The sequence below is a fragment of the Alcaligenes faecalis genome, assembly GCF_041521385.1.
GTDB classification, from domain to species: domain Bacteria; phylum Pseudomonadota; class Gammaproteobacteria; order Burkholderiales; family Burkholderiaceae_B; genus Alcaligenes; species Alcaligenes faecalis_E.
This window is the reverse complement of sequence record NZ_CP168006.1, coordinates 1,417,567-1,442,606: the sequence shown is the minus strand read 5'-3', so window position 1 is coordinate 1,442,606 and position 25,040 is coordinate 1,417,567. Positions and strand designations below refer to the sequence as shown.

Sequence of the window (25,040 nt, the reverse complement as noted above, 5' to 3'; positions counted from 1 at the left end):
CGTTTTCTTATCTGCATTTCCTCTATGAACACATCTCCCTTATTGCATCGAGTTGCCCTGATCGGGGCGGGCGAAGTCGCGCGTTTTTATGGTGCCGCCATGAGGTCGGCGGGTGTGCAGGTGCCGTTTATCCTGGTGCGCCGGGAAAGTGCCGCAGCCAGTGAGCTGGCACAGCAATTGGGGGCGCAACTGTGCTTGCAGGCGGATGAGTGTTGGCAGGATCTGGATGGGGTGTTGTCGGCGGTGACGGGAACACAGGCGGATGTGGTGGGTAAAGCCGTTATGCCGCATTTGTCAGCAGGGACGCTGTACATGGATTTGTGTACAGCCGAGCCTCAGGCGATGGAAAGCATGGACCTGTTGGCGCGGCAGTACGGACTTGATCTGGCTGACCTGGCAATTATGGGTTCTGTACCCTCTACAGGCGCTCAGACGGCTTTACTGGCTGCTGGGAAAGGGGCAGGCCAGGCTGCGGCGTTCTGGCAGGCTCAGGGCGCTCCTGTGCGTGTTTTATCGGAGCAGGCTGGAGATGCGATGCGTTTGAAGCTGCTGCGCAGTCTGATGACCAAGGGATTGGAGGCGTTAGGGCTCGAAACTCTGATGCTGGCCGAGCAGATGGGGCTGCGGGGCGAGCTGTATGACGTGTTGGAGGATGTAAATCAGCGGGGCTTGCAGGACTTCCTGGAGTCTTGCGTGCGCAGTCATTTGGTGCATGGTGTGCGCCGTCGTGACGAGGTTCTGCAAGTACGTCGTCAACTGGAACTGGCAGGTATAGCGCCAAGAGTGACGAATGGCGTGCTGGATTTCTTTGAGCATACGGCACAGACTGAGTCGTTACAACGAAGTCGGGTTGTGGGGACCAAGGAGAGTCTGGAGGTCTTTTTGGAAGAGGCCCGATCGTCGTCCCCCCGTTCTTAGTTGTTTGGAAGGTCAGTTTGGTGCTTGCGTCAGGTGCTTGGCGTCTGAGTTTGAAGCCACTTGTGGGATTGGCTATCAAGATTTTCCTCTGAGAAGGATAAAGAGCTTGTGTTTAATGAGATGAAGCAAACATACTGAAAGCCAACGAGCCAACGAGCCAACGAGCCAACGAGCCAACGAGCCAACGAGCCAACGAGCCAACGAGCCAACGAGCCAACGAGCCAANGATCCGGAGCTGGCCGGTGCCATGCCCGTGCAGGATCTGGCCGTCATGGACAGCATGGATGGGGCCGACCTGGTTTGGAGCGCCGATCGTCTGGGTGAACAACTGGATAATCTGGCCAAACAGATGTCCGAGCAACAGGACTGGTTCCAGATGCTGGATACGGTGCTGACCGAGCGTACCGGCAACGAAGCCCGTCTGCCCAATTACCGTCCGGTGGATTATGCCGAGGTGGCGTCCTCCTTTGGCTGGCGTCGTCACCCGATTTCGGGCCGCCATGCCTTGCACGAGGGGCTGGACTTCCCGGCTCCCAAGGGCACGCCTATTTACGCGGCCTCCGGTGGCGTGGTGTCCGAAGCCCGTTACATGACAGGCTATGGCAAGCTGGTGGAAATCAATCATGGCAATGGCATGAGCACGCGATACGCCCATGCGTCATCAATCGTTGTTAAATTAGGCGATGTAGTAGAAAAAGGGCAGTTGATTGCCCGTGTCGGGTCGACCGGGCAGTCCACAGGCTCACACCTGCACTTTGAAGTGCGCATGGCCGGACATGCCCTGGATCCCAAGCTTTTTCTGCCGGCGCGTGAGTACGTAGAGCAGCAAGTCGCACAATTGGATTCGGACAAGTAGTTCCGTCTTGCAGCATGTGCGTTAAACTGATTGTTTGCGTGCGCATCCCTTTTAACCAGAGATAGGCTCGAGGCACAGATTCAAGCCCTTGCGGCCTCGCCTACATTGACGACACAAGAATGGTTTCATTGCTGAAAAAGCTTATTGGCAGTCGTAACGACCGACTGCTCAAACAGTACCGTAAGCAGGTCGCCCAGATTAATGCTCTTGAACCTGCCATGCAGGGTCTGAGTGACGAGGCCTTGGCAGCCAAGACGCAGGAGCTGCGCCAACGTGTTCAGGATGGCGCCTCGCTTAACTCGCTCTTGCCCGAGGCCTTTGCCGTGGTGCGTGAAGCGGGTATCCGTGTATTTGGCATGCGCCACTTTGACGTGCAGATGCTCGGTGCCATCGCCCTGCATAACGGCAAGATTTCCGAAATGCGTACGGGTGAGGGTAAGACCCTGACAGCGACGCTGGCCGTATACCTGAATGCACTGTCCGGCAAGGGCGTGCACGTGGTGACCGTCAACGATTACCTGGCACGACGCGATGCGGGCTGGATGGGCCGTCTGTACAATTTCCTGGGTCTGAGCGTGGGTGTGGTGGTTCCCCAGCAAGACAATGCCGAGAAGATTGCCGCCTACCAGGCCGATATTACCTACGGTACCAATAACGAATTTGGTTTTGACTACCTGCGCGACAATATGGAATACCGCGCCGAGGATCGCCGCCAGCGCGGTTTATCCTACGCAATTGTTGACGAAGTTGACTCCATCCTGATCGACGAAGCCCGTACACCGCTGATCATCTCCGGCCAGGCCGAAGACAATACCGAGCTGTATGTGCGCATGAACGTGGTCCCGCCCATGCTGACCCGCATGACGCAAGAGCCTCGTCCGCACGAGCCCGAGCCTGAAGGCGACTTCTGGGTCGATGAAAAGGGCCAGCAGGTTCATATCTCCGAAGCCGGTCACGAGCGTGCCGAACAAGTGCTGACCGAAATCGGCCTGTTGCCCGAAGGCGAATCGCTGTACGAGCCGCGCCACATTTCTCTGATGCACCATTTGATGGTCGCGCTGCGCGCCCACAACCTGTTCTTCCGCGATCAGCAATACGTGGTTCAAGACGGTGAAGTGGTGATTGTGGACGAATTCACGGGCCGCTTGATGGCCGGTCGCCGCTGGTCCGATGGCTTGCATCAGGCCGTGGAAGCCAAGGAAGGCGTTCGTATTCAGAACGAAAACCAGACACTGGCGTCGATTACCTTCCAGAACTACTTCCGTATGTATGACAAGCTGGCTGGCATGACCGGTACAGCCGATACGGAGGCCTACGAGTTCCAGGAAATCTACAGCCTTGAAACCGTCATCATTCCACCGAATCGTCCGCTGGCTCGCAAGGACCAGAACGACCAGGTGTTCAAGACCGATGACGAGAAGTTCAACGCCATTCTGAAAGACATCCAGGACTGCCACGAACGTGGTCAGCCTGTTTTGGTGGGCACCACCAGTATCGAAAACTCCGAGCTGATCTCCACCCGTCTGAACGCCGCGGGTGTCAAGCACGAGGTATTGAACGCCAAGCAACACGCCCGTGAAGCCGATATCGTGGCTGAAGCCGGTATGCCGGGTCATGTCACCATCGCTACCAATATGGCCGGTCGTGGTACGGATATTGTGTTGGGCGGCAGCATCGAACGAGCGATTTCTCAGGTGCGTGAAGACGAATCCCTGAGCGCCGAGCAGAAAGAAGCCAAGATTCAGGCTATCCGCGCTGCGTGGGAGCCCTTGAATCAGCAGGTCAAGCAGGCGGGTGGTTTGCGCATTATTGGTACCGAGCGTCACGAATCCCGCCGTATCGACAACCAACTGCGTGGTCGTGCCGGTCGTCAGGGTGACCCAGGTTCCTCGCGCTTTTACCTGTCGCTGGAAGATTCGCTGATGCGCATCTTCGCCGGTGACCGGGTGCGCGCCATCATGGAGCGTCTGCGTTTGCCGGAAGGCGAGCCTATCGAAGCCCGCATGGTGACCCGTTCCATCGAGTCTGCCCAGCGCAAGGTCGAGGCCCGCAACTTCGATATTCGTAAACAACTGCTGCAGTACGACGATGTGGCCAATGATCAGCGCAAGGTGATCTACGCCCAGCGTAACGAAGTGCTGGAGTCGGCTGATATTACCGACACCATCAGCAGCTTGCGCGAAGCCGCTGTCAGCCGTCTGTTCCGTGAATACGTGCCACAAGACACGATGGAAGAGCAATGGGATATCCCTGGCCTGACCACTGCTTTGCAAAGTACCTTCCAGATTGAGCTGCCTTTGGCTGAAATGCTGGAGAAAGAATCCAATCTGACTGACGATGATTTGCATGATCGCGTTATCGAGGAGTCTCAGCGTCTGTTGCAAGCCAAGATTGACCAAGTGGGTCAACCTAACTGGGGCAACTTTGAGCGTTCTGTACTCTTGCAGTCCATCGATACGCAATGGCGTGGCCATTTGCAGGCTCTGGATCACCTGCGTCAGGGTATTCATCTGCGTGGTTACGCCCAGAAAGACCCCAAACAGGAATACAAGCGCGAAGCTTTCGAGTTGTTCTCCGACATGCTGGATCGTGTGCGTGATGAGGTGGTCAAAGTGTTGATGACCGTGCGTATTCAAACACCGGAGCAAATCGAGGAAGCCGCTGTTGAGGCTCCAGCCAACTCCAATGTTCGTTTCCATCATTCGGACTACGATGCTGCCCTAAGCGGTGAGGATCCCGGTCTGGATGAAGCAGCCAAGGGTGAAGTGCCACGCGTGGGCCGTAACGATCCTTGCCCATGCGGTAGCGGCAAGAAATACAAGCAGTGCCATGGACGTTTGAGCTGATTCTGACTCAAGTTGTCCAGCCTGCAAGCTGTTAGCAGCAAGCCCCATGCGACTCCGGTTCATGGGGTTTTTTCATGCTTGTCCGAATTGCATTGAAAGCTGCTTGATCGTCTTGAGGGGCCAGGACAGTTCCTGGTGGTTTTTCCCTGTAAGCTACAGGGCGCTGCGCTATGATCAGGCGGCTGTTTATCGTTTTCTTATCTGCATTTCCTCTATGAACACATCTCCCTTATTGCATCGAGTTGCCCTGATCGGGGCGGGCGAAGTCGCGCGTTTTTATGGTGCCGCCATGAGGTCGGCGGGTGTGCAGGTGCCGTTTATCCTGGTGCGCCGGGAAAGTGCCGCAGCCAGTGAGCTGGCACAGCAATTGGGGGCGCAACTGTGCTTGCAGGCGGATGAGTGTTGGCAGGATCTGGATGGGGTGTTGTCGGCGGTGACGGGAACACAGGCGGATGTGGTGGGTAAAGCCGTTATGCCGCATTTGTCAGCAGGGACGCTGTACATGGATTTGTGTACAGCCGAGCCTCAGGCGATGGAAAGCATGGACCTGTTGGCGCGGCAGTACGGACTTGATCTGGCTGACCTGGCAATTATGGGTTCTGTACCCTCTACAGGCGCTCAGACGGCTTTACTGGCTGCTGGGAAAGGGGCAGGCCAGGCTGCGGCGTTCTGGCAGGCTCAGGGCGCTCCTGTGCGTGTTTTATCGGAGCAGGCTGGAGATGCGATGCGTTTGAAGCTGCTGCGCAGTCTGATGACCAAGGGATTGGAGGCGTTAGGGCTCGAAACTCTGATGCTGGCCGAGCAGATGGGGCTGCGGGGCGAGCTGTATGACGTGTTGGAGGATGTAAATCAGCGGGGCTTGCAGGACTTCCTGGAGTCTTGCGTGCGCAGTCATTTGGTGCATGGTGTGCGCCGTCGTGACGAGGTTCTGCAAGTACGTCGTCAACTGGAACTGGCAGGTATAGCGCCAAGAGTGACGAATGGCGTGCTGGATTTCTTTGAGCATACGGCACAGACTGAGTCGTTACAACGAAGTCGGGTTGTGGGGACCAAGGAGAGTCTGGAGGTCTTTTTGGAAGAGGCCCGATCGTCGTCCCCCCGTTCTTAGTTGTTTGGAAGGTCAGTTTGGTGCTTGCGTCAGGTGCTTGGCGTCTGAGTTTGAAGCCACTTGTGGGATTGGCTATCAAGATTTTCCTCTGAGAAGGATAAAGAGCTTGTGTTTAATGAGATGAAGCAAACATACTGAAAGCCAACGAGCCAACGAGCCAACGAGCCAACGAGCCAACGAGCCAACGAGCCAACGAGCCAACGAGCCAACGAGCCAACGAGCCAACGAGCCAACGAGCCAACGCCGCGATACTTGGGCGTTCCGGCGTTCCGGCGTTCGGATTTTCGAGTTTCCTGGTGTTAAAAGATTAAAAGACGTGAACGAAGCCCTTTGAGGCAGATTAAAAAACCGGCCAGGAGCCGGTTTTTTAATCATGACTGCTGGCGGTTTACAGCAAGAACACCGTCGCCAGTCCCAGGAATAGCAGGAAACCCAGCGAGTCCGTCGCAAAAGTCAGCAGTACCGAGGAGCCTACAGCGGGGTCATTACCAAAACGATCACGCAGAATCGGGATCATCACACCCAGCGCCGCGCCAATGAGCATATTGCCGATCATGGCAGCCATCATCACCGCGGCAATGGCAACGGAGTCAGAGATAAACCAGGCAAAGAAAGCGGTTACTGCACTGCCACAGACTCCGACCAGAAAGGTCACCAGCAGTTCACGCTTGATCAGTGGGATGACGTTGGAGCCGGTGACACGGCCAGTGGCAATGGCACGAATAATCATGGTCATGGTCTGGTTGCCGGAGTTGCCGCCAATACCGGCCACAATCGACATCAGAAACGCCAGGATCACAATATGGCTGACGGTGTCCTCAAAGCGCGAGGCAATGAAAGAGGCCGTGGCCGCTGTACAGAGGTTGATCAGCAGCCAGGGGGCCCGGTTGCGGATAGCCGTACGGATGGGAGCGAAAATGTCATCCTCTTGCAGACCGGCACGAGACAGGGCTTGTTCCTCCGAGTCCTCTTGCAGCACGTCCACCACTTCGTCAATGGTGACTCGGCCAATCAGGCGGCCAATATCGTCCACCACAGGGGCGGACACCAAGTCATACCGTTCAAATGCCCCAGCCGCATCGGAGTCTGAGTCCAGCGGATTCAGAGTCAGATAGTCGGTGGACATGACCGAGGACACCAGAGTTTCGGGTTCGCTGACCAGCATGCGTGTCAGGGACAGCGTGCCTTGCAGCTTGTCGGCACGGTCTACCACGAAGATCTGATCAGTGTGGTCCGGTAGTTCCTGCAAGCGACGCAGGTAACGCAAGACCACTTCCAGGGTCACGTCCTCGCGCACACGCACCATGTCAAAGTCCATGATGGCGCCCACCGTATCTTCGGGGTAGCCCATGGCTTCAATCAGTTGCGCACGCTCCTCGTCAGTCAAGCCGCGCTGCACGGCGGCCACCACATCGGGGGGCAGGTCGGGCACCAGATCGGCAATCTCGTCGGCATCCATATTGCCGGCGGCGGCAATCAGGTCTGCCGCGTCCATGGAACGAATCAGCGATTCACGTGCCCAGTCCGCCACTTCCAGCAGCACGTCAGCATCGTGCTCGGCATCGACCAGTTGCCAAATGGCCTGGCGTTCCAGCTCGGGCAAGGATTCCAGAATGAAAGCAATGTCGGCCGGATGCAGGTCATTCAGGATAGCCTTGATCTCGCTTTCATGCTGGCGATGGATCAGACCTTCAAGCAGGTTGGAGCGGTCGTCGTCCTCGAACTGGCGCTGAGCCAGTGACTCGACCACCTCTTGGCGTTTGAGGATGTTTTTCAGGCGGTAAAGTGCCTGCTGCGCGTCCTCGGGCTCCAGGCGGCGTGGCTTGGGTGTGTCACTGGGCGAAGTAGGGTGTACCAGATTTTCCTGCATAGGCCTGCCTGTCACAAATGCTTAGAGAGGGGGCAGCGGGCGGCTGCGGCGCTCGTCATCGGTGGCCACGTATGTCAGCGTGGCTTCCGTTACCTTGACCGTTTCCAGTTGCAGGCGTTTGCGTTCTGCATACACTTCCACTGACACCGTAATGGAGGTGCGGCCCGTTTTGATGATTTCTGTGTAGAAACTGAGCAAGTCACCCACAAACACGGGCTGTTTGAAGGTGAAGGCATTCACGGAAATCGTGGCAACCCGGCCTTGGGCCCGTCGTGTTGCAGGAATGGCTCCGGCAATGTCCACCTGGGACATAATCCAACCACCAAATACATCGCCGTGAATATTGGCGTCGGTGGGCATAGGCATGACGCGCAAGGTGGGGGCTCCGTCCGGGAGCGAAGAAATGTTGCTTGAAGTAGTCACAAGTATTCCCGTATAGGAGAAAAAGGGGGGACCGATGCCCGTTGCGCAGGGGGGCGCACGCCGTCAACCATAGAACTTGCCATTGTAACGGCAAGCTTTAAGCCCGCTATGAAACATTTGTTAAAGCATCAACGGTGTTGTGCCAGCCAGTCCAGAGCCAGTTTGGCCCAGTAGCTGGCACCAATGGGGATCAGGGCGTCGTTGAAATCGTAGCTGCCGTTATGCAGCATGCACGGCCCCATGCCGTGGCCAAGGCTTCGATGGTCGCCATCGCCATTGCCTAACCAGACATAGCAGCCAGGGACTTCCTGCAGCATGAAAGAGAAATCTTCGGCACCCATGGACGGGCGGATGTCCTGACGTAGCTTGTCGGCGCCGACAAGCTCCCGGATGACTTGCGCGCAAAAGGCCGCTTGTTCGGGATTGTTGATGGTAGGGGGGTAGCGGCGGTCAAAGTCGAACTCGGCCTTGCAGCCCTGCGCGGCACAGCTTTGCTCGCACAGTTCGCGCATACGGGTCTCGACCAGGTCCAGGGCTTCGGTAGAAAAGGTGCGTACCGTGCCGCGCATGACGGCTTCGTTGGGGATGACGTTGTCGGCCGAGCCTGCATGAATCTGGGTAATGCTCAGCACGACAGGCTCAAGCGGGTCCACATTGCGGCTGACAATGGTTTGCAGGCTTTGCGCCAGTTGCACGGCCGCCATGATGGGATCCACGCCCAGATGGGGCATGCCACCATGGGCGCCTTTGCCTTCAATACGAATCTCGAAGGTATTGCTGGAGGCCATCATGCCGCCTGGCAAAACCCCAAAGGTGCCGGCAGGCATGCCGGGCCAGTTATGCAGGCCAAAGACAGCTTGCATGGGGAACAGCGTGAACAAGCCGTCCTTGATCATTTCGCGTGCGCCGCCAAAGCCTTCTTCAGCAGGCTGGAAAATCAGATAGATGGTGCCCGCAAAATCACGGTGTGCGGACAGGTAGCGCGCTGCGCCCAGCAGCATGGCAGTATGTCCATCGTGTCCACAGGCGTGCATCTTGCCATCGTGGCGGCTTTTGTGTTCAAAGTTGTTCAGCTCCTGCATGGGCAGGGCGTCCATATCGGCGCGCAGCCCTACCGATGGGCCCTCGCCGCCTGTGCCCTTCAAGATGCCGACGACACCGGTGACTCCCAGGCCGCGATGCACCGGAATGTCCCATTTCGCCAGCCAGGATGCGACCTGATCGGCCGTCCGGGTTTCCTCGAAAGCCAGTTCAGGGTAGGTATGGAGATCACGCCGGATGGCCGCAATTTCATGGGACCAGGCGGAAATGGGATCAAACAGCTTCATGATGCGGGCTTGTCCTTGGGCTTGAACAATAAAGTAGAGTAGAGTTAACCATAAATAAACACGTATTAGGTGACAAGCCCTTGGATACTCAGCACAAACCTTGGCTCGAGCATTATCCGGCCTCCGTACCCCATGACATTCAGCTAGGTGCCGAGCAGACCTTGATCGATTGTCTGGATGCCGCCATGAAAAAGCATAAGGACAGGACTGCACTGACCTTTATGGGGCACGACATTTCCTATGCGCATCTGGATCGCAGCGCGGATGCTTTTGCGGCCTGGCTGCAAGCCCAGGGCCTGGAGCGTGGCAGCCGTGTCATGCTGATGTTGCCCAATGGACTGCCTTTCCTGATTTGCCTGCTGGGCACCATGCGAGCGGGCATGGTGGGCGTGAACACCAATCCCCAATACACCGAACGTGAACTGGAGTTTCAACTGGCCGATAGCCAGGCCCAGGTTATTGTGATTCTGGAAAACTTTGCGCATGTGCTGGAGCAAGTGCCAGCCAATGTGAGGCCTGCCCATGTGGTGTTGAGTACGGTGGGCGATTTGATGGGGCTTAAGGGTAGTGTGGTGAATTTTGCTGTGCGTTATTTGAAACGCATGGTGCCGTCATATTCTTTGCCCGGTTCGCAGCGCCTGGAAGCAGTGCTCGATCAGGGCAGCAAACTAAGCCTGAACCGTCAGCCCGCCAAGCCGGATGATTTGGCGCTGCTGCAATACACCGGTGGTACAACGGGGCGTCCTAAAGGCGCCATGCTGAGCCAGCGCAATCTGATGGCCAACGTTTTGCAAGTGGAAGCCGTGGGTTTTCCTGCCTTGGGTGATTTCAAAGGCCCTGCCTACACCATGATGGTGGCTTTGCCCCTGTATCACATCTTCGCGCTGACGGTTTGCGGCCTGTTTGCCATGTATGCGGGTATGCATATGGTGCTGGTGATGAATCCGCGCGATCTCAATTCGGTTTACAAGGCCTGGAAACGCAATCCGCCTGAGGTCGTTCCCGCGGTGAATACCCTGTTCAATGCGCTGGCGAATCACGAAAAATTCCGTACCTTGCCGTTTGCGCAGCTCAAGCTGTGTCTGGCTGGTGGTGCGGCTTTGCAAAAAGCCGTGGCCGAGCGTTGGCTGGCCGTGACAGGTAGCCCCTTGATTGAGGGCTATGGCCTGTCGGAGACCTCGCCGGTGGTGGCGGTGAACGCGACGGACTCACGCGAGTACAGCGGCACGATTGGTTTTCCTTTGCCGTCTACGGATGTGCTCTTGCTCGATGAGCAGGGTCAGCCAGTGGCTCTGGGAGAGCAGGGTGAATTGGCCGTTAAAGGGCCTCAAGTGATGTCGGCCTACTGGAACCAGCCAGAGGAAACGGCTAATGTTTTTACGCCTAATGGTTTCTTGAAGACGGGCGATATTGGTGTCATGGATCAGCAGGGACGGATTCGTCTGGTGGATCGCAAGAAAGACATGATTCTGGTGTCGGGTTTCAACGTCTATCCGAACGAAATTGAAGATGTGGTTGCGGCTCACCCCGATGTGCTGGAAGTGGCGGCGGTGGGCGTGCCTAGCGAACACAGCGGTGAAAGCATCAAGCTGTTCGTGGTCAAGCGTAATCCGTCTTTGACTGAGGCTGATATCAAGCAATGGTGCAAAGAGCGTCTGACGGCGTACAAGCGTCCCCGCATTATTGAGTTCCGTGACGAGTTGCCCAAAAGCAATGTGGGCAAGATCTTGCGCCGCGTCCTGCGGGACGAGGAGGCCAAGCCTGACGCGCAGGCTTGATTTGGCGGAAGGGGCGATTATTCAGCACATCGCCAAACCTGGCCAGCAACCCGACCTGAATAAAACCCGCATAAAAAAAGCGAGCCATTTAAAACGGCTCGCTTCTTTATTGGGCGATGAAGATCGGAGCAGGAAGTTTGGCAACTGGCCCCGGATACGGCGTTAAGGCTTGGGTTTGGTTGGGCGCTGCGTCAGTGATGGGCGCACCATGCCCAGTAGTTCATCGGCAATGTGGGCATTGCCCGCGTAGACATGGCCGCTGACGGGCCAAGGCTCTTCTTGATACAGATCCTGACACACGCCCTTGGCTTCACGCACCAGCAAGGTGCCAGCGGCAACGTCCCAAGGGGCCAGGCCCATCTCCCAGTAGCCGTCGTAACGACCGCACGCCACCCAGGCCAGATCCAGTGCGGCGGCACCCATACGGCGCACGCCACGGCTGCCGGTAATGGCGGCGTTCAAGCCGGGCATGTATTGGTCGGAAAAAGAGAAGTCGCGGAAGGGAAAGCCTGTGGCCAATACCGAGTCCGCCAGCTTCTTCGATGAAGATGTCTGAATACGGTTGCCGTTTAGCCAGGCTCCCACACCGTACATGGCCGTAAACAGCTCCTCGCGGTTGGGGTCGTAGACTACGGCAATGACTGGGGTGTCCTGAGCCAGAACGCCGTTGTCCATTTGGGTGCCGGCAGGCGCAATCAGGGCGACGGAGACGGCATAGTGAGGGATGCCATGCAGGAAGTTGGTGGTGCCATCGAGCGGGTCGATATACCAGGTGGGGCGGCCTGTGTTCACACCGCCGCTTTCTTCGGCCACGATATCAATGTCGGGAGTGCGTTCCATCAATACGCTGATGCAGGCCTGTTCAGCCTCGTGATCGGCTTGTGACACCAGATCGTTGTGCATTTTGTTGCTGATCACCAGAGAGCTACGGTCCGACGCATAGGCTTGTAAAATAGCGGCGGCGGCATGGGCTGCGGTAACAGCAGCGTCCAGGCAGGCGCTGAGCGGTAAACGTGACAATGGCATGGCAATCCGGTTTTAAAAAGAAAAGTCTGAAAGAAAGACTTTTGATTGTACGTGTTTGTTGGTGTCAGTTTGATTAAGGCCAGTTTAAGGGGTTGGAGCGTGTGTGAGTATTGTTATGGGCAGGAAAATTAATGGCTGCCTCTGCCTTTGGGCCTCTGGTTCCGGCCATTTTGGAGTTCAATGAGCACGGCGTGCCTGTCAGCGCGCTGTATCAGGATAGCTATCACCCGGCAGATGGCCCTTTAGGGCAGGCTCGCCGGGTGTTTTTGCAAGGCAATGGCTTGCCCGAGCGTTGGCGGGGACGATCTCAATTCACAATTTGCGAAACCGGCTTTGGACTGGGGGCCAGCTTTCTGGCGACCTGGCAGGCCTGGCGGCAGGATACGGAACGCAGTCAGAGACTGCATTTTGTCTCGGTAGAAGCTCATCCTTTCTGTCAAGCAGATTTGGCGACTTTGTACGCCCGATTGCCCGAGGAGTTGCAGCCCCAAGCCCAGGAGCTGCTGGCTACCTGGCCCAGGCTGGTGCCGGGCATACACAGATTGGAGCTGGACAAGGGGCGAGTCACCTTGACCCTGGCCTTTGGGCAGGCTGAAACCATGATGCGTGAGTTGCAATGTCATGCCGACGCGTTTTACCTGGATGGCTTTGCACCCCGTGGCAACCCCTCCATGTGGTCGCGTTCGGTTCTGGGGCAACTGGTGCGTCTGGCTGCGCCGGGGGCGACGGCAGCCTCTTGGTGCTGTGCCGGGCAGGTGCGACGTGATCTGGCCTCGGTAGGGTTTGAAGTGGAAAAAGTCCCCGGTGCCGGGGGCAAGTGGTGTACTATTCGCGCCCGTTTGCGTCCCCATCTGGGACGACGCGGTAACTTGCCGCCGCAGCAAGGGCGGGTAGTGGTGATGGGTGCTGGTCTGGCGGGGGCGGCCTGTGCCTGGGGGTTGGCCCGTAAAGGCGTGCCTGTGCTGGTTTGTGACCCGGCCTTGAGCCAGGGCCTGGATGCCACGCATCAAGGTCACCGTTTGGCCGCCATCTCTCCGGTGTTCGCTCTGGATGATGCCCCCTTGGCCCGCTTGAGCCGCAATGCGGTGCTGCATGCCTGGCAGGGCTGGAAGGGTTTGCCGGAAGCGGCTCGCCCGCGTCGGGTCGGGACGCTGGTGTTTGGTCAGGCGGGCAATAGTGATGCCGATATTCAGCAGGCGCTGCAGCAGTTGGCTTTGGACCAGGATTGGGTGCAATGGCTGGATCGCGAACAGGGCTCGGCTCTGGCTGGGGTGCCGCTGCAAGGTGGGGGGCTGTATTTTCCGCAAGGCATGGTGGTGGATCCGGGCGCATTGGTTGCCTGTCTGCTGGATCACCCTTTGATTGAATGTCTGCCTGAGCACGTGTCCTTGAAGGCCGGTCAGGAGCCGGGCGTGTGGGATGTTTGCAATCAGCGGGGAGAGCGCCTGGAAAGCAGCAATCGAGTGGTGATCGCCGCGGCAGCTCAAAGCCTGAGCCTGCTGCCCGACGAGTTCTTGGCCCAGCATCCCCTCCCACGGTTGGCGGCCATGCAGCGTCTGGCCGGGCAGGTGACGTACTTGTCTGCCGAACAGGCTTTGACGCGTGGTGAAGTGACTTTAAGTGGTAAGGGCTATATCCTGCCTGTAGGCCCGCAGGGGCAAGTCATTGGTAGCACCTACGAACGTTTTGGTGAATCTGCCCAGGTCAGCCGCCAGGGCCATCAGCAAAATATAGAAAAAGTTTCTGCCATGCTGGCCCATCCCGCTGTGGCGGTGGCAACACCCGAACACGGTTGGGCCGGTTGGCGCTGTGCTGTAAGTGATCATTTGCCCGTGATGGGTTTTGTGCCGGGCCTGCCCGGTTTGTTCATGGCTGCGGCTTACGGCTCACGTGGTTTGAGCTGGAGCCTGCTGGCAGCCAGTTTGTTTGCCGCTTATTGTTTGGAGGAACCTATTCCTTTGGAGCGGCGTTTGGAGCAAGCCGTAATACCTCGCTAAGGCCTGTTTTTTGAATTATTTCGGCGAAATTTGAAGCAACATTTTCCTTTGTAGCGCAAATACGTCAAAATAGTGACCTTGTTAAGTAATCTTGAGCGTGACCCTGCGATCAGCATCGTGCCGTTCGCTCCACTCTGACGACGTGACACAATTGTTTAATCATCTGAGTTTGTTGACGACGAAACCGGCCTTGGCCGATTTCGCTTTTGTCGAAACCGATTTTGCGCTGCGCATCGAAGCTCATGCGCCGGGTGTTTTTCGTTTCCGCTGTATGCCGCTTGCCCGGCTCGATAACGAAAAGCTCAGTATCCGAGCCAAAGCTTTGGGCGATATGCTGCTGGCCCGCCATGAGGCGGTTAGCGAATTTCAACTGGAAACAGCCGATTCAGGCTGGCGGATTGAGCAGGGCGAAGTCGCCTTGCATATTCAGTCCAATCCCTGGCGCTTCGAGGTCCGGCGTGGCGATCACCTGCTTTTGAGCAGTGCGGCCCAGCCGTTGACACTGGAACAAGAGCCCAGCCGCTGTTGGCAACTGGATCTGGCTCTGGCCGAGGAAGATGCTTTGTATGGCCTGGGCGAAACCTTGGGCGAGCTGGATCGCCGCGAGGAAATGATCGATACCGATCGTCCGGATGATCGCAGCCTGCCTTTGCTTTGGAGCACGCAGGGTTGGGGGCTGTACATCAATACCTTCGAGCGGGTTGAGCACGATCTGGGCCAGCAGGATCTGGATGCGTACCGCGCTCGCGTACACGCTGCCGAACTGGATTTTTTCCTGTTCCTGGGTGATCCCAGCGAAATCATCAACCAGTACTCCGCTTTGACGGGCCGTGCGGGTCAGCCCGGCGTTACGCCTATGGGCTTGTGGCTGGATGGCGCTCAAGCGCAGGACGTGACGTCTTTGCGTGAGTTGGCCAGTCAGTGCCGCGAGCAGGGTATTGCGCTGGATGTGGCCGTCTTGCCACCACCGGAACCCTACGATTTTCAGCAGGACAAGCCTACGCTGGAGTGGGATGCCACCCGTATGGCTGATCCGCGTGAGGCTTTCTCTGCCTTGCAAAATGATCAGTTGCAGCTTGCCGCCTGGACGCGTCCTTGTGTACTGGCTGGCACCAGCCTGTTTGAAGAGTGGGAAGATCGCGGCTGGCTGCTCATCAATGATGATGACGGCTGTGCTTACGTCTTTCCGGGCGACGAGCTGAGCGGTGGCCGTGACTACGGTTTGCTGGACCTGACCCACAAAGACGTATTCCGCATGTGGACCGAGCGCCAGCGTCAAATGGTCGACGATGGTCTGGGTGCCGTGCTGTGCAATGCCCGTTTTGATATTCCCGATGCCATCACCAGCCGTGGTGGCGAGTCTGGCGCTTTGTTGCGCGCGATTTATCCTGTGCTGGCACGTCAAGCCTTGTTCGATGCTGTTGCCGGGCACAAGACACCGCAAGAAGGCGTGGTTGCCAGCCGTGACCTGAGCCCATCTTGTCAGCGATTTGCCTGGCAGTTGGGTCCGCAGGTCGACAATACCTGGGCAGGTCTGACTGAATCCTTGAAGTCCGCCTTGGCTACCGGTAATAGCGGCGTGCCTATCCAGATTCATGGCTGGGGCAATGCGGCAGCCTCGACCAGCGAAATGACGCCAGAGCTGTACCTGCGTTGGCTGGCCATGTCGGTTTTCTCGGCGAACTTCAGCCTGCAAGGTATTCCTGCTTTGCGACCTGAGGCGTTTGACGAAGAAACGCAGGCTCAGGTTGCGCATTGGCTGGAGTGGCGTTTCCGTCTGGTGCCTTATGTATTGGGCATTATTGAAGACGCGGTGCGTACTGGTTTGCCGGTACAGCGGTCTATGGCTCAAAGCTTCCCGGCAGATGCCCAGGCTCGTTTGTGGGACACGCAGTATTTGTTGGGCCCGGCCTTGTTGGTGGCTCCTGTTTTGCAGCCTGGTCAGGATATCGAGGTGTATCTGCCAGAGGGTGAGGCTTGGTGGGATCTGAGCACGGGTTGGCGCTACGAGGGTGGCACGACCGTGAAAATGACCGTGGGGCTGGATCGTTTGCCGGTCTTTGGTCGCGAAGGACATATGCTGTGTCTGGGGCCGGTGGTCAAGCACACCTCGGAATTCAACTCTGCTCGTTTGCTGGACGAGGTCTGGATGTTTGGTATGCCCGAGCACAGTCCGGTTGTGATGCGCAACAAGATTCGCGTCATGCAGATGCAAGGTTCCAGCTACATCAAAGGCCTGGAAGGATTGAAGATCCTGCCGTCCGAAGGGCTGGAAGTCAAACGCCGTGGTGCCGAGGTTCGTATTTCTCGTGCCCGTTAAGCCTTAGACGAGCCTGCTTGCTGTTGAATGCCTTCCGGTATGGGGTTAGCCCCCCGTGTCGGAAGGCATTTTTCTATTTTCAGCAGTCAACGTTCTTGGGAAGAAGTTCAGATTTTGTTTCTGAAACAGGGGGGAAGTGTTGAGGCTGGGTCGTTGAAAGCGGCTGTTCTCCTCTTTTTTGAAGAAAAATGCTTTTTTTCTGATTATTTTGCATTTAGTGCTTGACGGGGCGTCGGAATCGGGTCATAATTTCATCTTTCAGTCGGGGGTCGTTAGCTCAGTCGGTAGAGCAGCGGACTTTTAATCCGTTGGTCGCGCGTTCGAGTCGCGCACGACCCACCACTACACTGAAACGTAGAAACAAGGCCGCGCTTAGCGGCCTTTTTCTTTGGGCGCTTGCCTTGCACAGCCAAGGTCACATCCGCGCATTGGCCGGTCGGAAATCTTGCTATACAGTGCAGCCCTCAGTATGGTTTTAATATTTCCTTGGGTTATATCTATCTGGTCATGGTGAAATTTGCTTTATGGTAAATTTCGCTTACAGCTCAGGCTTTTATAACTCGACTGACTAACTAGGCTGAGTTCATTTTGATTCGTCTTGAACACATCTCAAAAACCTATTCTTTGGCAGGCAGGACCGTTCATGCTTTGAACGACGTTTCCTTGCAGATTCACCAGGGAGAGGTCTTCGGTATTATTGGTCGCTCGGGTGCTGGGAAAAGTACGCTGATTCGCATGCTCAATTTGCTTGAACAACCCAGTTCAGGCCAGGTCTGGGTACAGAATCAGGACATCACACGTTTTTCAGGTGCGCAGTTGCGTGCGTTCCGGCAAGGCGTGGGCATGGTGTTCCAGCATTTCAATCTGCTTCACTCCCGCACGGTTCTGGATAATGTCTGTTTTCCTCTGCGTCTGGCAGGGGTGGATCGCGCCCAACGTCACGCTCGCGCTCTGGAAGTGCTGGAGTTGGTGGGTTTGAAGGATCATGCCAACAAGTATCCCCGTCAGTTATCGGGCGGGCAGCAGCAGCGCGTCGGTATTGCGCGTGCCTTGGCTAATCGGCCACAGCTTTTGCTGTGCGACGAAGCGACCTCGGCGCTGGACCCGGAAACCACCCAGTCGATCTTGCGCTTGCTGCGCGAGATCAATCAGGAGCTGGGGCTGACGATTGTCCTGATTACCCACGGCATGGATGTGATTCGCTCCGTCTGTGATCGGGTGGCCGTGATTGATGCCGGCAAGATTGTGGAGTGTGGCGAAGTGCTGGATGTGTTTCTGCATCCGCACCATCCCACCACGCAGTCTTTGCTTAGCGAAAGTGGCGTGAACGCTGACGACTGGCATGCCTTGGCAGAAGGCGTACCTGGTAGTGTGATGCGCCTGAGTGTGCGTGGTGTGGCGACGACCGAGCCTTTGATCAGTCGTATCACTAGCCAGCTAGGGCTGAATGTCAGCATTTTGCAGGGGGCCATTGGCCGCATCAAAGCTGAGCCTTATGGCCAACTGGTTGTGGCTGTGGAAGGGGATGCGCAGGCTAAAGCAGGGCTGGATGCCTTGCTGACTGAATTGAATGTCCAATTTGAGGTATTGCGACCATGAACTTTAGCAACCTGGATTGGGCGCTGATTGGTGAGGCCACGATTGATACCTTGTTGATGACCGGTATTTCGCTGGGCTTTACCGCAATTATTGGTTTGCCATTAGGCGTGCTGTTATTTCTGACCAGCCGCAAGCAGATGCTGGATAATGCCTGGATCTACCAGAGCTTGTCCCTGATCGTGAACATATTGCGTTCCGTGCCGTTCCTGATTCTTTTGATCGTCATTATTCCCTTGACGCGCATTCTGGCCGGTACGTCTTTGGGAGTGCAGGGCGCGATTCCGCCTTTGGTCTTGAGTGCCGCGCCGTTTTTTGCCCGTTTGGTGGAGAACGTTCTGCGTGAACTGGACCCCGGTGTGAATGAGGCCTGCCGTGCCATGGGCGCCAACTCCCGTCAGACCGTTTTGCTGGCTTTATTGCCTGAAGCGACCACTGGCATTGTGGCAGCCCTGATTGTGACCGCCATTGCCCTGGTGGGGTATTCGGCCATGTCGGGTGTGATCGGCGGCGGTGGTTTGGGTGACCTGGCCCTGCGCTTTGGTTATCAACGATATCAAACGGATGTCATGGTGGTGACTGTGACGATCCTGGTGGTGCTGGTGCAACTCCTGCAGGTGTTTGGAGACGCCATGGTGGCTCGCTTGAGCCGAAAATAAGTCCTGGCAACGATAGTCATCGTTTTGCCTTTCAGAAACTGGAGTCGCTCATGTCTTTGAAGAAATTTGTTCCCGTTCTGGCCTTGTCCGTGTCGGCTCTGCTGGCCAGCGTGGCCCAAGCCGCCGAGACCCTGTCGGTTGCTGCTACCCCCGTGCCACACGCCGAGCTGCTGGAGTTTGTGAAGCCAGCTTTGGCCAAGGAAGGTGTGAACCTGGATGTCAAGGTGTTCACTGATTACGTGCAGCCCAACCAGCAAGTGGCTGACGGCCATATCGATGCCAACTTCTTCCAGCACAAACCTTACCTGGATACCTTCAACAAAGAACACAAAACCGATCTGGTGTCGGTGGCTGTGGTTCACGTTGAGCCCTTTGGTGCTTACTCCACCAAGATCAAGAGCCTGGACGAGCTGAAAGAAGGCGCACTGGTGGCGATCCCTAACGATCCGTCCAATGGCGCTCGTGCTTTGCTGTTGCTGCAAAAAGCAGGTGTTCTGACCCTGAAGGATCCTTCCAATATTCTGGCAACCTCGCGTGATGTGGACCAGAACCCCAAGAAGCTGAAGTTCAAGGAACTGGAAGCTGCTACCTTGCCGCGCGTGTTGGCTGATGTGGATATCGCTCTGATCAACACCAACTACGCGCTGGAAGCGGGTCTGAACCCCACCAAGGATGCTTTGGCTATTGAGGGTTCGGACTCTCCTTACGCCAACTTGATCGCTGTGGCGGCCAAGTCCAAGGACGACCCACGTGTGGCCAAGCTGATCCAGGCTTTGCATAGCGAAGACGTGAAGAAGTTCATTGCCGACAAGTACAAGGGTTCCATTGTTCCTGCGTTCTGAATGTGAGTTTTGATACGGCTGGCTAACTGAAAAACCTCGGGATTTCCCGAGGTTTTTCTTTTTTTAAAACTATTAAATACGAAGAGTTGGGCTGCTTCGGGTAGCATAGATCAACGCTGGGGCAGGTCATGAGCCTGCACCGACTTGGGTAAACATCGAACTGGCTGGTTTTTGGTCAGTCCCTACAGAGGAGTAACGGATGTTCAACAAGAAAATGAAAACCCTGATGGCCGGTTTGGCCTTGGCTTTGGCTTTGCCCGCTGGTCAGGCCTTGGCGCAACAAGGCAAAGAACTGGTGGTCGCAACCGATACGGCGTTTGTACCTTTTGAGTTCAAGCAAAATGGTAAGTACACCGGCTTTGATATCGACTTGTGGGATGCGGTCGCGAAAAAGGCTAATCTGAATTACCGTTTTCAGCCCATGGATTTCAACGGCATTATTCCAGGCCTGCAAACCCGCAATCTGGATGCTGCGCTGGCCGGGATCACCATCCGCGATGACCGCAAGCAAGTGATTGATTTCTCCGATCCTTACTATGAAAGCGGTCTGGCCATTTTGGTCAACACCGATAACTCTGACATCAAGGCTGCCGCCGACCTGGAAGGCAAGACGGTAGCGGTGAAGATTGGTACCGCCACGGTGGACTTCATGCAGCGTTCGGTGCCTACGGCCAAGCTCAAGCTGTTTCCCAATATCGATAATGCCTTTCTGGAACTGGCAACGGGCCGTGTGGATGCCGTGGTACACGATACTCCCAATGTGCAGTACTACGCCCAGACCGGTGGCAAGGACCGTGTGAAGGTCACTGGCGCCGTGAAAAGTGGTGACTTCTACGGGATTGCCTTTCCCAAGAACAGCGAACTGGTGCCGGTTGTGAACCAGGCGCTAAAAGACATTCGTGCTGACGGCACTTACGACAAAATCTACCAAAAATGGTTTGGCAAGCAGCCTGATTAAACAGGCTGGAGCCAAGCGCATGCCAGGCGGTGATCGCGTGTCGTAACGGGATCACCGCTTTTATTTTTTGACGCTCTGTTGCGGGCGTTTATTCAAAGACAAAGGTAGCACTGTGACTTTTGAATGGGACGCTATCTGGGGGGCTTTACCCAGCCTTCTGGAAGGTACAAAAATGACGCTGCTCATTACCCTGTCGGGTTTGGTGGGTGGCGCTGTATTGGGTTTTCTGACCGGGGTGATTACCACCTATGTTCGGGTGCCGGTTACCTGGCGCCGGGCAGCATGGTTCATTCTGGGGCTGTTTGTGCTCGGTTTTGTGCTCAGGGGCCTGTCCTGGCTGACAGGTCATTGGTTGAGCGTTGTGCCGGCCTGGATCTGGAGTTCGCTGCAGGTATTGATTGCCCTGTTCTTGCTGGTTTTTTTCAGGCGCTATTTGCTGCTGGTTCTGTCCTTTCTGTGTCAGGTATACGTGCTGCTCATCCGTGGCACGCCGATTGTCGTGCAGGTAATGTTTATCTACTTTGCGCTGCCCCTGTTGGCCAACATTCGTATTGATGGGCTGACTGCTGCCATTTTCACCTTGATGATCAATTCCGGGGCCTATATTTCCGAGATCGTACGTGGTGCCTTGCAATCGGTGCCCAAAGGTTTGAAAGAGGCGGGCGAGGCGATGGGTTTGCCGTTTTACAAGATTTTGCGGCACATCATTGGGCCTGTGGCGTTCCGTCGCATGATTCCGGCCATGGGTAATCAATGCATTATCAGTTTGAAGGACTCTTCGCTGTTTATTGTGATCGGTGTGGCCGAGCTGACCCGACAGGGCCAGGAAATCATTGCCAATAATTTCCGTTCAGTGGAGATTTGGGGGGCAGTTGCCGTGATCTATCTGATCTTGACTGGCCTGATTGCCCTGACTCTGAAGTGGATTGAACACCGTATGAGGATTGTATGAGTATTGTCGAGTTCAAGCAGGTAACCAAACGCTTTGGAGACAATATCGTGCTCGACGATATCAGTCTGACGATTGATAAGGGCGAAGTGGTTGTGGTCGTTGGTCCGTCGGGCTCGGGGAAATCGACTTTTTTACGTTGCATCAACAAGCTGGAAGACATTCAGGCGGGCGACATTGTGGTCAATGGCTTGAGTGTGAATGGTACGCCAGCCCAAGTGCGGGAGCTGCGCCGGGAAGCGGGCATGGTGTTTCAGCAGTTCAATCTGTTTCCGCAGATGAGTGCGCTGGAAAATGTCATGTTCGGGCCCGTGCATACCCGGGGCACCGGTCGCGCCCAGGCGCGTGCGGAAGCGATGGAGTTGCTGGCCAAGGTGGGCTTGGCCGAGCGGGTCAATCATTACCCCAATGAGCTGTCCGGTGGTCAGCAGCAGCGAGTGGCCATTGCCCGTGCCCTGGCGATCAAGCCCAAGTTGATGTTGTTTGATGAACCCACCTCGGCGCTGGATCCAGAGCTGCGCCAGGAGGTGCTTAAGGTCATGCAACTGCTGGCCGAAGAAGGCATGACCATGGTGGTGGTGACCCACGAGATGGATTTTGCACGTCGTGTGGGTAGCCGGCTGATTTTTATTGATCAGGGCCGGGTGGCACATGATGGGCCGCCTGCCGAGCTGTTGAGTGATCCTCCTAGCCAACGCCTTAAAGACTTTTTGCAGCACGTAGCCTAGGCATCTGTCGAGATCGTTGGGTATAAAAAAGCCCTTCAGGGTTTTGGCGATGGAGCCAGGAACCTGAAGGGCTTTGTGCTAACTGCGGCTGCGCGGGTCAGTCTGGAGTTCGCGTTTACCTGGAGGATGTCACGTAGATAGTGCGTGTGGCAACGACGCGCTTTGAACCGTCCGGTTTGATGCGTATTGTGACCTGGCGCGGCGTAAAGCCGGCGGGCAGCTCGGCGGAGCCATTGACGTAGGCATAACGGCCTACGCTGATGGTTTGGCCTGGCAGATCCACATTGCCAGAGCGGCCATTGCTGTAACGACCTGCTGCGACCAGCTCCATCGTGCCCTTGAATTCAGCTTCTTTGCCCTTGTCTTGCATCAGGAGCACAAAGTGATTCAGTTGGCCTTCCTGGGAAGTGAATTCGGCGGCGCGAATGCCAGGCGAGGTCCCACGTGGATCTGGTGGCATGGCATCGGCAAACAGGGCAATGTCTTTTTCCAGTTTGGTGACCATGGCTTGCAGGTCGCTGGTTTGCGTGCTCAGCTTGTTTTCTTTCTGGCTGACATCTTCAAGATCGCGGCTGGTCTGGTTCAACTGAGCTTGCAGGCGTTGCTTGTCAGCATTGGCGCTGTTCAGGTCATAGTGCAACTGTTCGGATTGCTCCACGGTCAGGCGCGTGGGGCCATAGCTTTGTTGCAAGAACAGCAGCCCTCCAGCACCCAGGGCAATGCCTGTCAACAGCAGAACAAACCAGCGTGGAATGCGGCGTTTTCGACGGCTGGAGCCGTAGGCGGTGGGCTTGAATACGGTGCGTTTGGAGGAACCAAGCATGAGAACAGACGTTCCTGTCAGACAGGGGACTCAATACAAATCAAGTCCTGATTACAAAACCCATTAGCATAGACGTCATTGGGGCTAAGGAGGCGAGGATAGTTGGCTTTGTTGCCCTTTGTTGTGCTTGGAAACGTCTGCCAACCAGCCTGCAAACCATCAGTTTACTGTGAGGGTGCTAACGATTCCAAGTGTTGGTTTAGCTGGCTTAATCGTTCGGGGGTGCCCACATCCATCCAGAAACCTTGATGCAGGCTGCCTAGTACTTGATGGCGATCAATGGCGGTGTGTAACAAAGGAGCGGCTTTGGCTGGTTGATTTTTAGGCAGGTGTGCGAAGAGTTCGGGTTTGTAGACTCCTATACCGCTCAAGGTGGCGCTGCGGACACCTGCACGGGTTTTGGCGCATAGATGCGATTGTCCTTCCTGCATACCAAAGTCGCCTTCGGGATGGTGGGGCGGGTTGGGGGTCAGGATCAGCCAGGCCTGCTCTGGGCCTGCTTGCAGGCGTTCGGCCATGGCAAAGGCCTGCGCCGGATCCCAGTCGCACCAGACATCGCCATTCATCAACAAGAAAGGTTGGTCTTGAAAAAAATCCAGCGCCTTGGCAATGCCTCCGGCAGTTTCCAGGGCTGATTCTTCTGGCGAGTAGCTCAGGCGTAGCCCCCATTGGCTGCCGTCCCCCAGGGTGGATTCAATCTGCTCGCCCAACCAGGCGTGGTTGATGATGATGTCACGAAAGCCCGCTTTGGCCAGCGCACGCAAGTGCCAGACGATCAGTGGCTGGCCGCCGGCCGCAATCAAAGGTTTGGGGCAGGTGTCGGTCAAGGGGCGCATGCGCTCGCCTCGACCGGCCGCCAGTATCATGGCGCGCATCAGACCGTCATGCCTAAAACAGTTTGGCGGCCTTCCAGACGGTTCAAAAGTCGCAGCAAACCGTTGAAGCTTTCATAGCGGCTGGCCACTTGGTGTACATAGCCGAGCAAGCGGGGCATGTGGTCCAGGTAATGATGCTTGCCGTCACGCAGGGAAAGACGGGCAAAGACACCCAAAATACGCAGATTGCGTTGCAGGCCCATCCATTCGTATTGCTGGTGAAAGACAGCGAAATCGGCGGGGACATCCAGGCCAGCCTCCATAGCGGCTTGCCAATAGCGAATTGCCCAGTCCAGTTGCTGCTCCTCAGTCCAGGTAACGCGCGCGTCCATGACCAGCGAGGCAATGTCATACGTGATGGGGCCAGCCAAGGCGTCCTGGTAGTCGATGACGCCGGGCTCTGTCTGGCCGGGCAGGGGCATCATCAAATTAGGGCTGTGAAAATCCCGGTGCACGAGTACCGTAGCGCCTTGCACATTGGCCTGAACCAGCTCGGCAAAGGTTTTGTGCAACATGGCCTGATCTTTTTCGTTCAGTTCAAACTGGCGGTGCTTTTGGATGTACCACTCGGGGAATACTTGCAGCTCTTCCAGCAGACGCTGTTCGTTGTAGGCAGGCAAACCCGTGGTGTCAGCTTGTTGCAATTTCACCAAAGTCAGCAGCGTACTGCGGTACAGTTTGTCCAGCTCGCTTTGTGGCATGGGTTTTTTCAGGGCGTTCTGAAAATTGTCCTGGCCCAGGTCACTCAATAGCAGAAACCCTTGTTCGGTGTCTGCCGCCAGGATCTCGGGTACCTGAATGCCGGTGGGTGCCAGCAGTTCGGTGACGTGGACAAAGGGCTTGCAGTCTTCCGTGGCGGGGGGCGCATCCATCAGAACGACCGTGCGGTCCTGGGCGTGAAGGCGAAAGTAACGACGAAAACTGGCGTCGCTGGAGGCCATTTGCAGGCTGTTGATATCCAGCCCAAAGCGGGATTTCAGGGTGTTCAACCAGGTGATCGCTTGCTGCAAACGCGGGTCAGTAGCGGCAGAAATAGAAGCAGACATAAATAAAGGAAGCAGAAGATCGTAATGGATTAGTGTTTAGCAGTGCCGCTAAACGGCAGGCTTAACTATAATACCGGGTCGCCAGGGTTTTTCA

General features: G+C 56.3%; 20 protein-coding genes and 1 tRNA gene. 14 read left to right on the top strand and 7 right to left on the bottom strand.

The annotated features are described in order from the left end of the window. Window positions 1-24: 24 nt before the first annotated feature. The 4 genes from ACDI13_RS06480 (at window position 25) to ACDI13_RS06465 (ending at window position 5,728) form a co-directional block, all read left to right on the top strand. Window positions 25-918 (top strand): NAD(P)-binding domain-containing protein, encoded by an 894-nt coding sequence (locus ACDI13_RS06480; RefSeq protein WP_316988715.1) that lies wholly within the window; start codon window positions 25-27, stop codon window positions 916-918. Window positions 919-1,165: 247 nt separating this feature from the next. Continuing rightward, window positions 1,166-1,774: a M23 family metallopeptidase gene (locus ACDI13_RS06475; RefSeq protein ID WP_372372891.1), complete on the top strand. Its 609-nt coding sequence runs from the start codon at window positions 1,166-1,168 to the stop codon at window positions 1,772-1,774. A gap of 119 nt (window positions 1,775-1,893) precedes the next feature. Beyond that, window positions 1,894-4,620 (top strand): preprotein translocase subunit SecA, encoded by a 2,727-nt coding sequence (gene secA / locus ACDI13_RS06470; protein WP_316988714.1) that lies wholly within the window; start codon window positions 1,894-1,896, stop codon window positions 4,618-4,620. 214 nt (window positions 4,621-4,834) lie between these two features. Next, the gene (locus ACDI13_RS06465; protein WP_316988715.1) at window positions 4,835-5,728 is read left to right on the top strand and encodes an NAD(P)-binding domain-containing protein; all 894 of its coding nucleotides are present in this window, start codon (window positions 4,835-4,837) and stop codon (window positions 5,726-5,728) included. A 388-nt stretch (window positions 5,729-6,116) separates the two neighbouring features. On the opposite strand, the gene mgtE is transcribed toward ACDI13_RS06465, so the two are convergent. The 3 genes from mgtE to ACDI13_RS06450 form a co-directional block, all read right to left on the bottom strand. Continuing rightward, a complete protein-coding gene (gene mgtE, locus ACDI13_RS06460; protein WP_316988716.1) occupies window positions 6,117-7,598 on the bottom strand; it encodes a magnesium transporter in 1,482 nt (493 codons plus the stop codon). 21 nt (window positions 7,599-7,619) lie between these two features. Beyond that, the gene (locus tag ACDI13_RS06455) at window positions 7,620-7,964 is read right to left on the bottom strand and encodes an acyl-CoA thioesterase (RefSeq protein WP_003803527.1); all 345 of its coding nucleotides are present in this window, start codon (window positions 7,962-7,964) and stop codon (window positions 7,620-7,622) included. A 185-nt stretch (window positions 7,965-8,149) separates the two neighbouring features. Further along, a complete protein-coding gene (locus tag ACDI13_RS06450) occupies window positions 8,150-9,349 on the bottom strand; it encodes a M20 aminoacylase family protein (RefSeq protein WP_316988717.1) in 1,200 nt (399 codons plus the stop codon). Between the two features lie 80 nt (window positions 9,350-9,429). On the opposite strand from ACDI13_RS06450, the gene ACDI13_RS06445 reads away from it, so the two are divergent. Next, window positions 9,430-11,127, top strand: coding sequence for an AMP-binding protein (locus ACDI13_RS06445; RefSeq protein ID WP_316988718.1), 1,698 nt, complete (start codon window positions 9,430-9,432; stop codon window positions 11,125-11,127). Between the two features lie 162 nt (window positions 11,128-11,289). Here ACDI13_RS06445 and ACDI13_RS06440 read toward each other — a convergent pair whose 3' ends face one another. Continuing rightward, a complete protein-coding gene (locus ACDI13_RS06440) occupies window positions 11,290-12,153 on the bottom strand; it encodes an inositol monophosphatase family protein (protein WP_372372889.1) in 864 nt (287 codons plus the stop codon). Window positions 12,154-12,284: 131 nt separating this feature from the next. Here ACDI13_RS06440 and mnmC point away from each other — a divergent pair, with 131 nt between their 5' ends. The 9 genes from mnmC (at window position 12,285) to glnQ (ending at window position 22,202) form a co-directional block, all read left to right on the top strand. Beyond that, the gene (gene mnmC, locus ACDI13_RS06435; protein WP_316989129.1) at window positions 12,285-14,150 is read left to right on the top strand and encodes an FAD-dependent 5-carboxymethylaminomethyl-2-thiouridine(34) oxidoreductase MnmC; all 1,866 of its coding nucleotides are present in this window, start codon (window positions 12,285-12,287) and stop codon (window positions 14,148-14,150) included. A gap of 151 nt (window positions 14,151-14,301) precedes the next feature. Next, entirely contained in the window at window positions 14,302-16,470 is a 2,169-nt protein-coding gene (locus ACDI13_RS06430; protein WP_316989128.1) for a glycoside hydrolase family 31 protein, read from the top strand. A 266-nt stretch (window positions 16,471-16,736) separates the two neighbouring features. After that, window positions 16,737-16,812 (top strand) — tRNA-Lys (locus ACDI13_RS06425). Between the two features lie 246 nt (window positions 16,813-17,058). After that, window positions 17,059-18,069, top strand: a complete 1,011-nt coding sequence (locus ACDI13_RS06420) for a methionine ABC transporter ATP-binding protein (protein ID WP_316989127.1) — start codon at window positions 17,059-17,061, stop codon at window positions 18,067-18,069. Further along, a complete protein-coding gene (locus ACDI13_RS06415) occupies window positions 18,066-18,725 on the top strand; it encodes a methionine ABC transporter permease (RefSeq protein WP_022983463.1) in 660 nt (219 codons plus the stop codon). Before ACDI13_RS06420 ends, ACDI13_RS06415 begins: the two co-directional genes overlap by 4 nt. 50 nt (window positions 18,726-18,775) lie before the next feature. Further along, a complete protein-coding gene (locus ACDI13_RS06410; RefSeq protein WP_316989126.1) occupies window positions 18,776-19,567 on the top strand; it encodes a MetQ/NlpA family ABC transporter substrate-binding protein in 792 nt (263 codons plus the stop codon). A gap of 226 nt (window positions 19,568-19,793) precedes the next feature. Beyond that, window positions 19,794-20,525: a glutamine ABC transporter substrate-binding protein GlnH gene (gene glnH, locus ACDI13_RS06405; RefSeq protein ID WP_372373098.1), complete on the top strand. Its 732-nt coding sequence runs from the start codon at window positions 19,794-19,796 to the stop codon at window positions 20,523-20,525. Window positions 20,526-20,697: 172 nt separating this feature from the next. Next, window positions 20,698-21,477: an ABC transporter permease subunit gene (locus ACDI13_RS06400; protein ID WP_316989124.1), complete on the top strand. Its 780-nt coding sequence runs from the start codon at window positions 20,698-20,700 to the stop codon at window positions 21,475-21,477. Then, entirely contained in the window at window positions 21,474-22,202 is a 729-nt protein-coding gene (gene glnQ, locus ACDI13_RS06395) for a glutamine ABC transporter ATP-binding protein GlnQ (protein WP_316989123.1), read from the top strand. The genes ACDI13_RS06400 and glnQ overlap by 4 nt, the downstream gene beginning before the upstream one ends. Window positions 22,203-22,317: 115 nt before the next feature. On the opposite strand, the gene ACDI13_RS06390 is transcribed toward glnQ, so the two are convergent. The 3 genes from ACDI13_RS06390 to ACDI13_RS06380 all read right to left on the bottom strand — a co-directional run bounded on the left by ACDI13_RS06390 (window position 22,318) and on the right by ACDI13_RS06380 (window position 24,946). Beyond that, window positions 22,318-23,025, bottom strand: a complete 708-nt coding sequence (locus ACDI13_RS06390) for a hypothetical protein (RefSeq protein ID WP_316989122.1) — start codon at window positions 23,023-23,025, stop codon at window positions 22,318-22,320. 164 nt (window positions 23,026-23,189) lie between these two features. Beyond that, complete coding sequence (gene murU, locus ACDI13_RS06385; RefSeq protein WP_316989121.1) at window positions 23,190-23,900, bottom strand: N-acetylmuramate alpha-1-phosphate uridylyltransferase MurU; 711 nt, start codon at window positions 23,898-23,900, stop codon at window positions 23,190-23,192. Then, on the bottom strand, window positions 23,900-24,946 hold the full coding sequence (locus tag ACDI13_RS06380) for a phosphotransferase (RefSeq protein WP_316989120.1): 1,047 nt from the start codon (window positions 24,944-24,946) through the stop codon (window positions 23,900-23,902). The genes murU and ACDI13_RS06380 overlap by 1 nt, the downstream gene beginning before the upstream one ends. Window positions 24,947-25,040 lie beyond the last annotated feature (94 nt).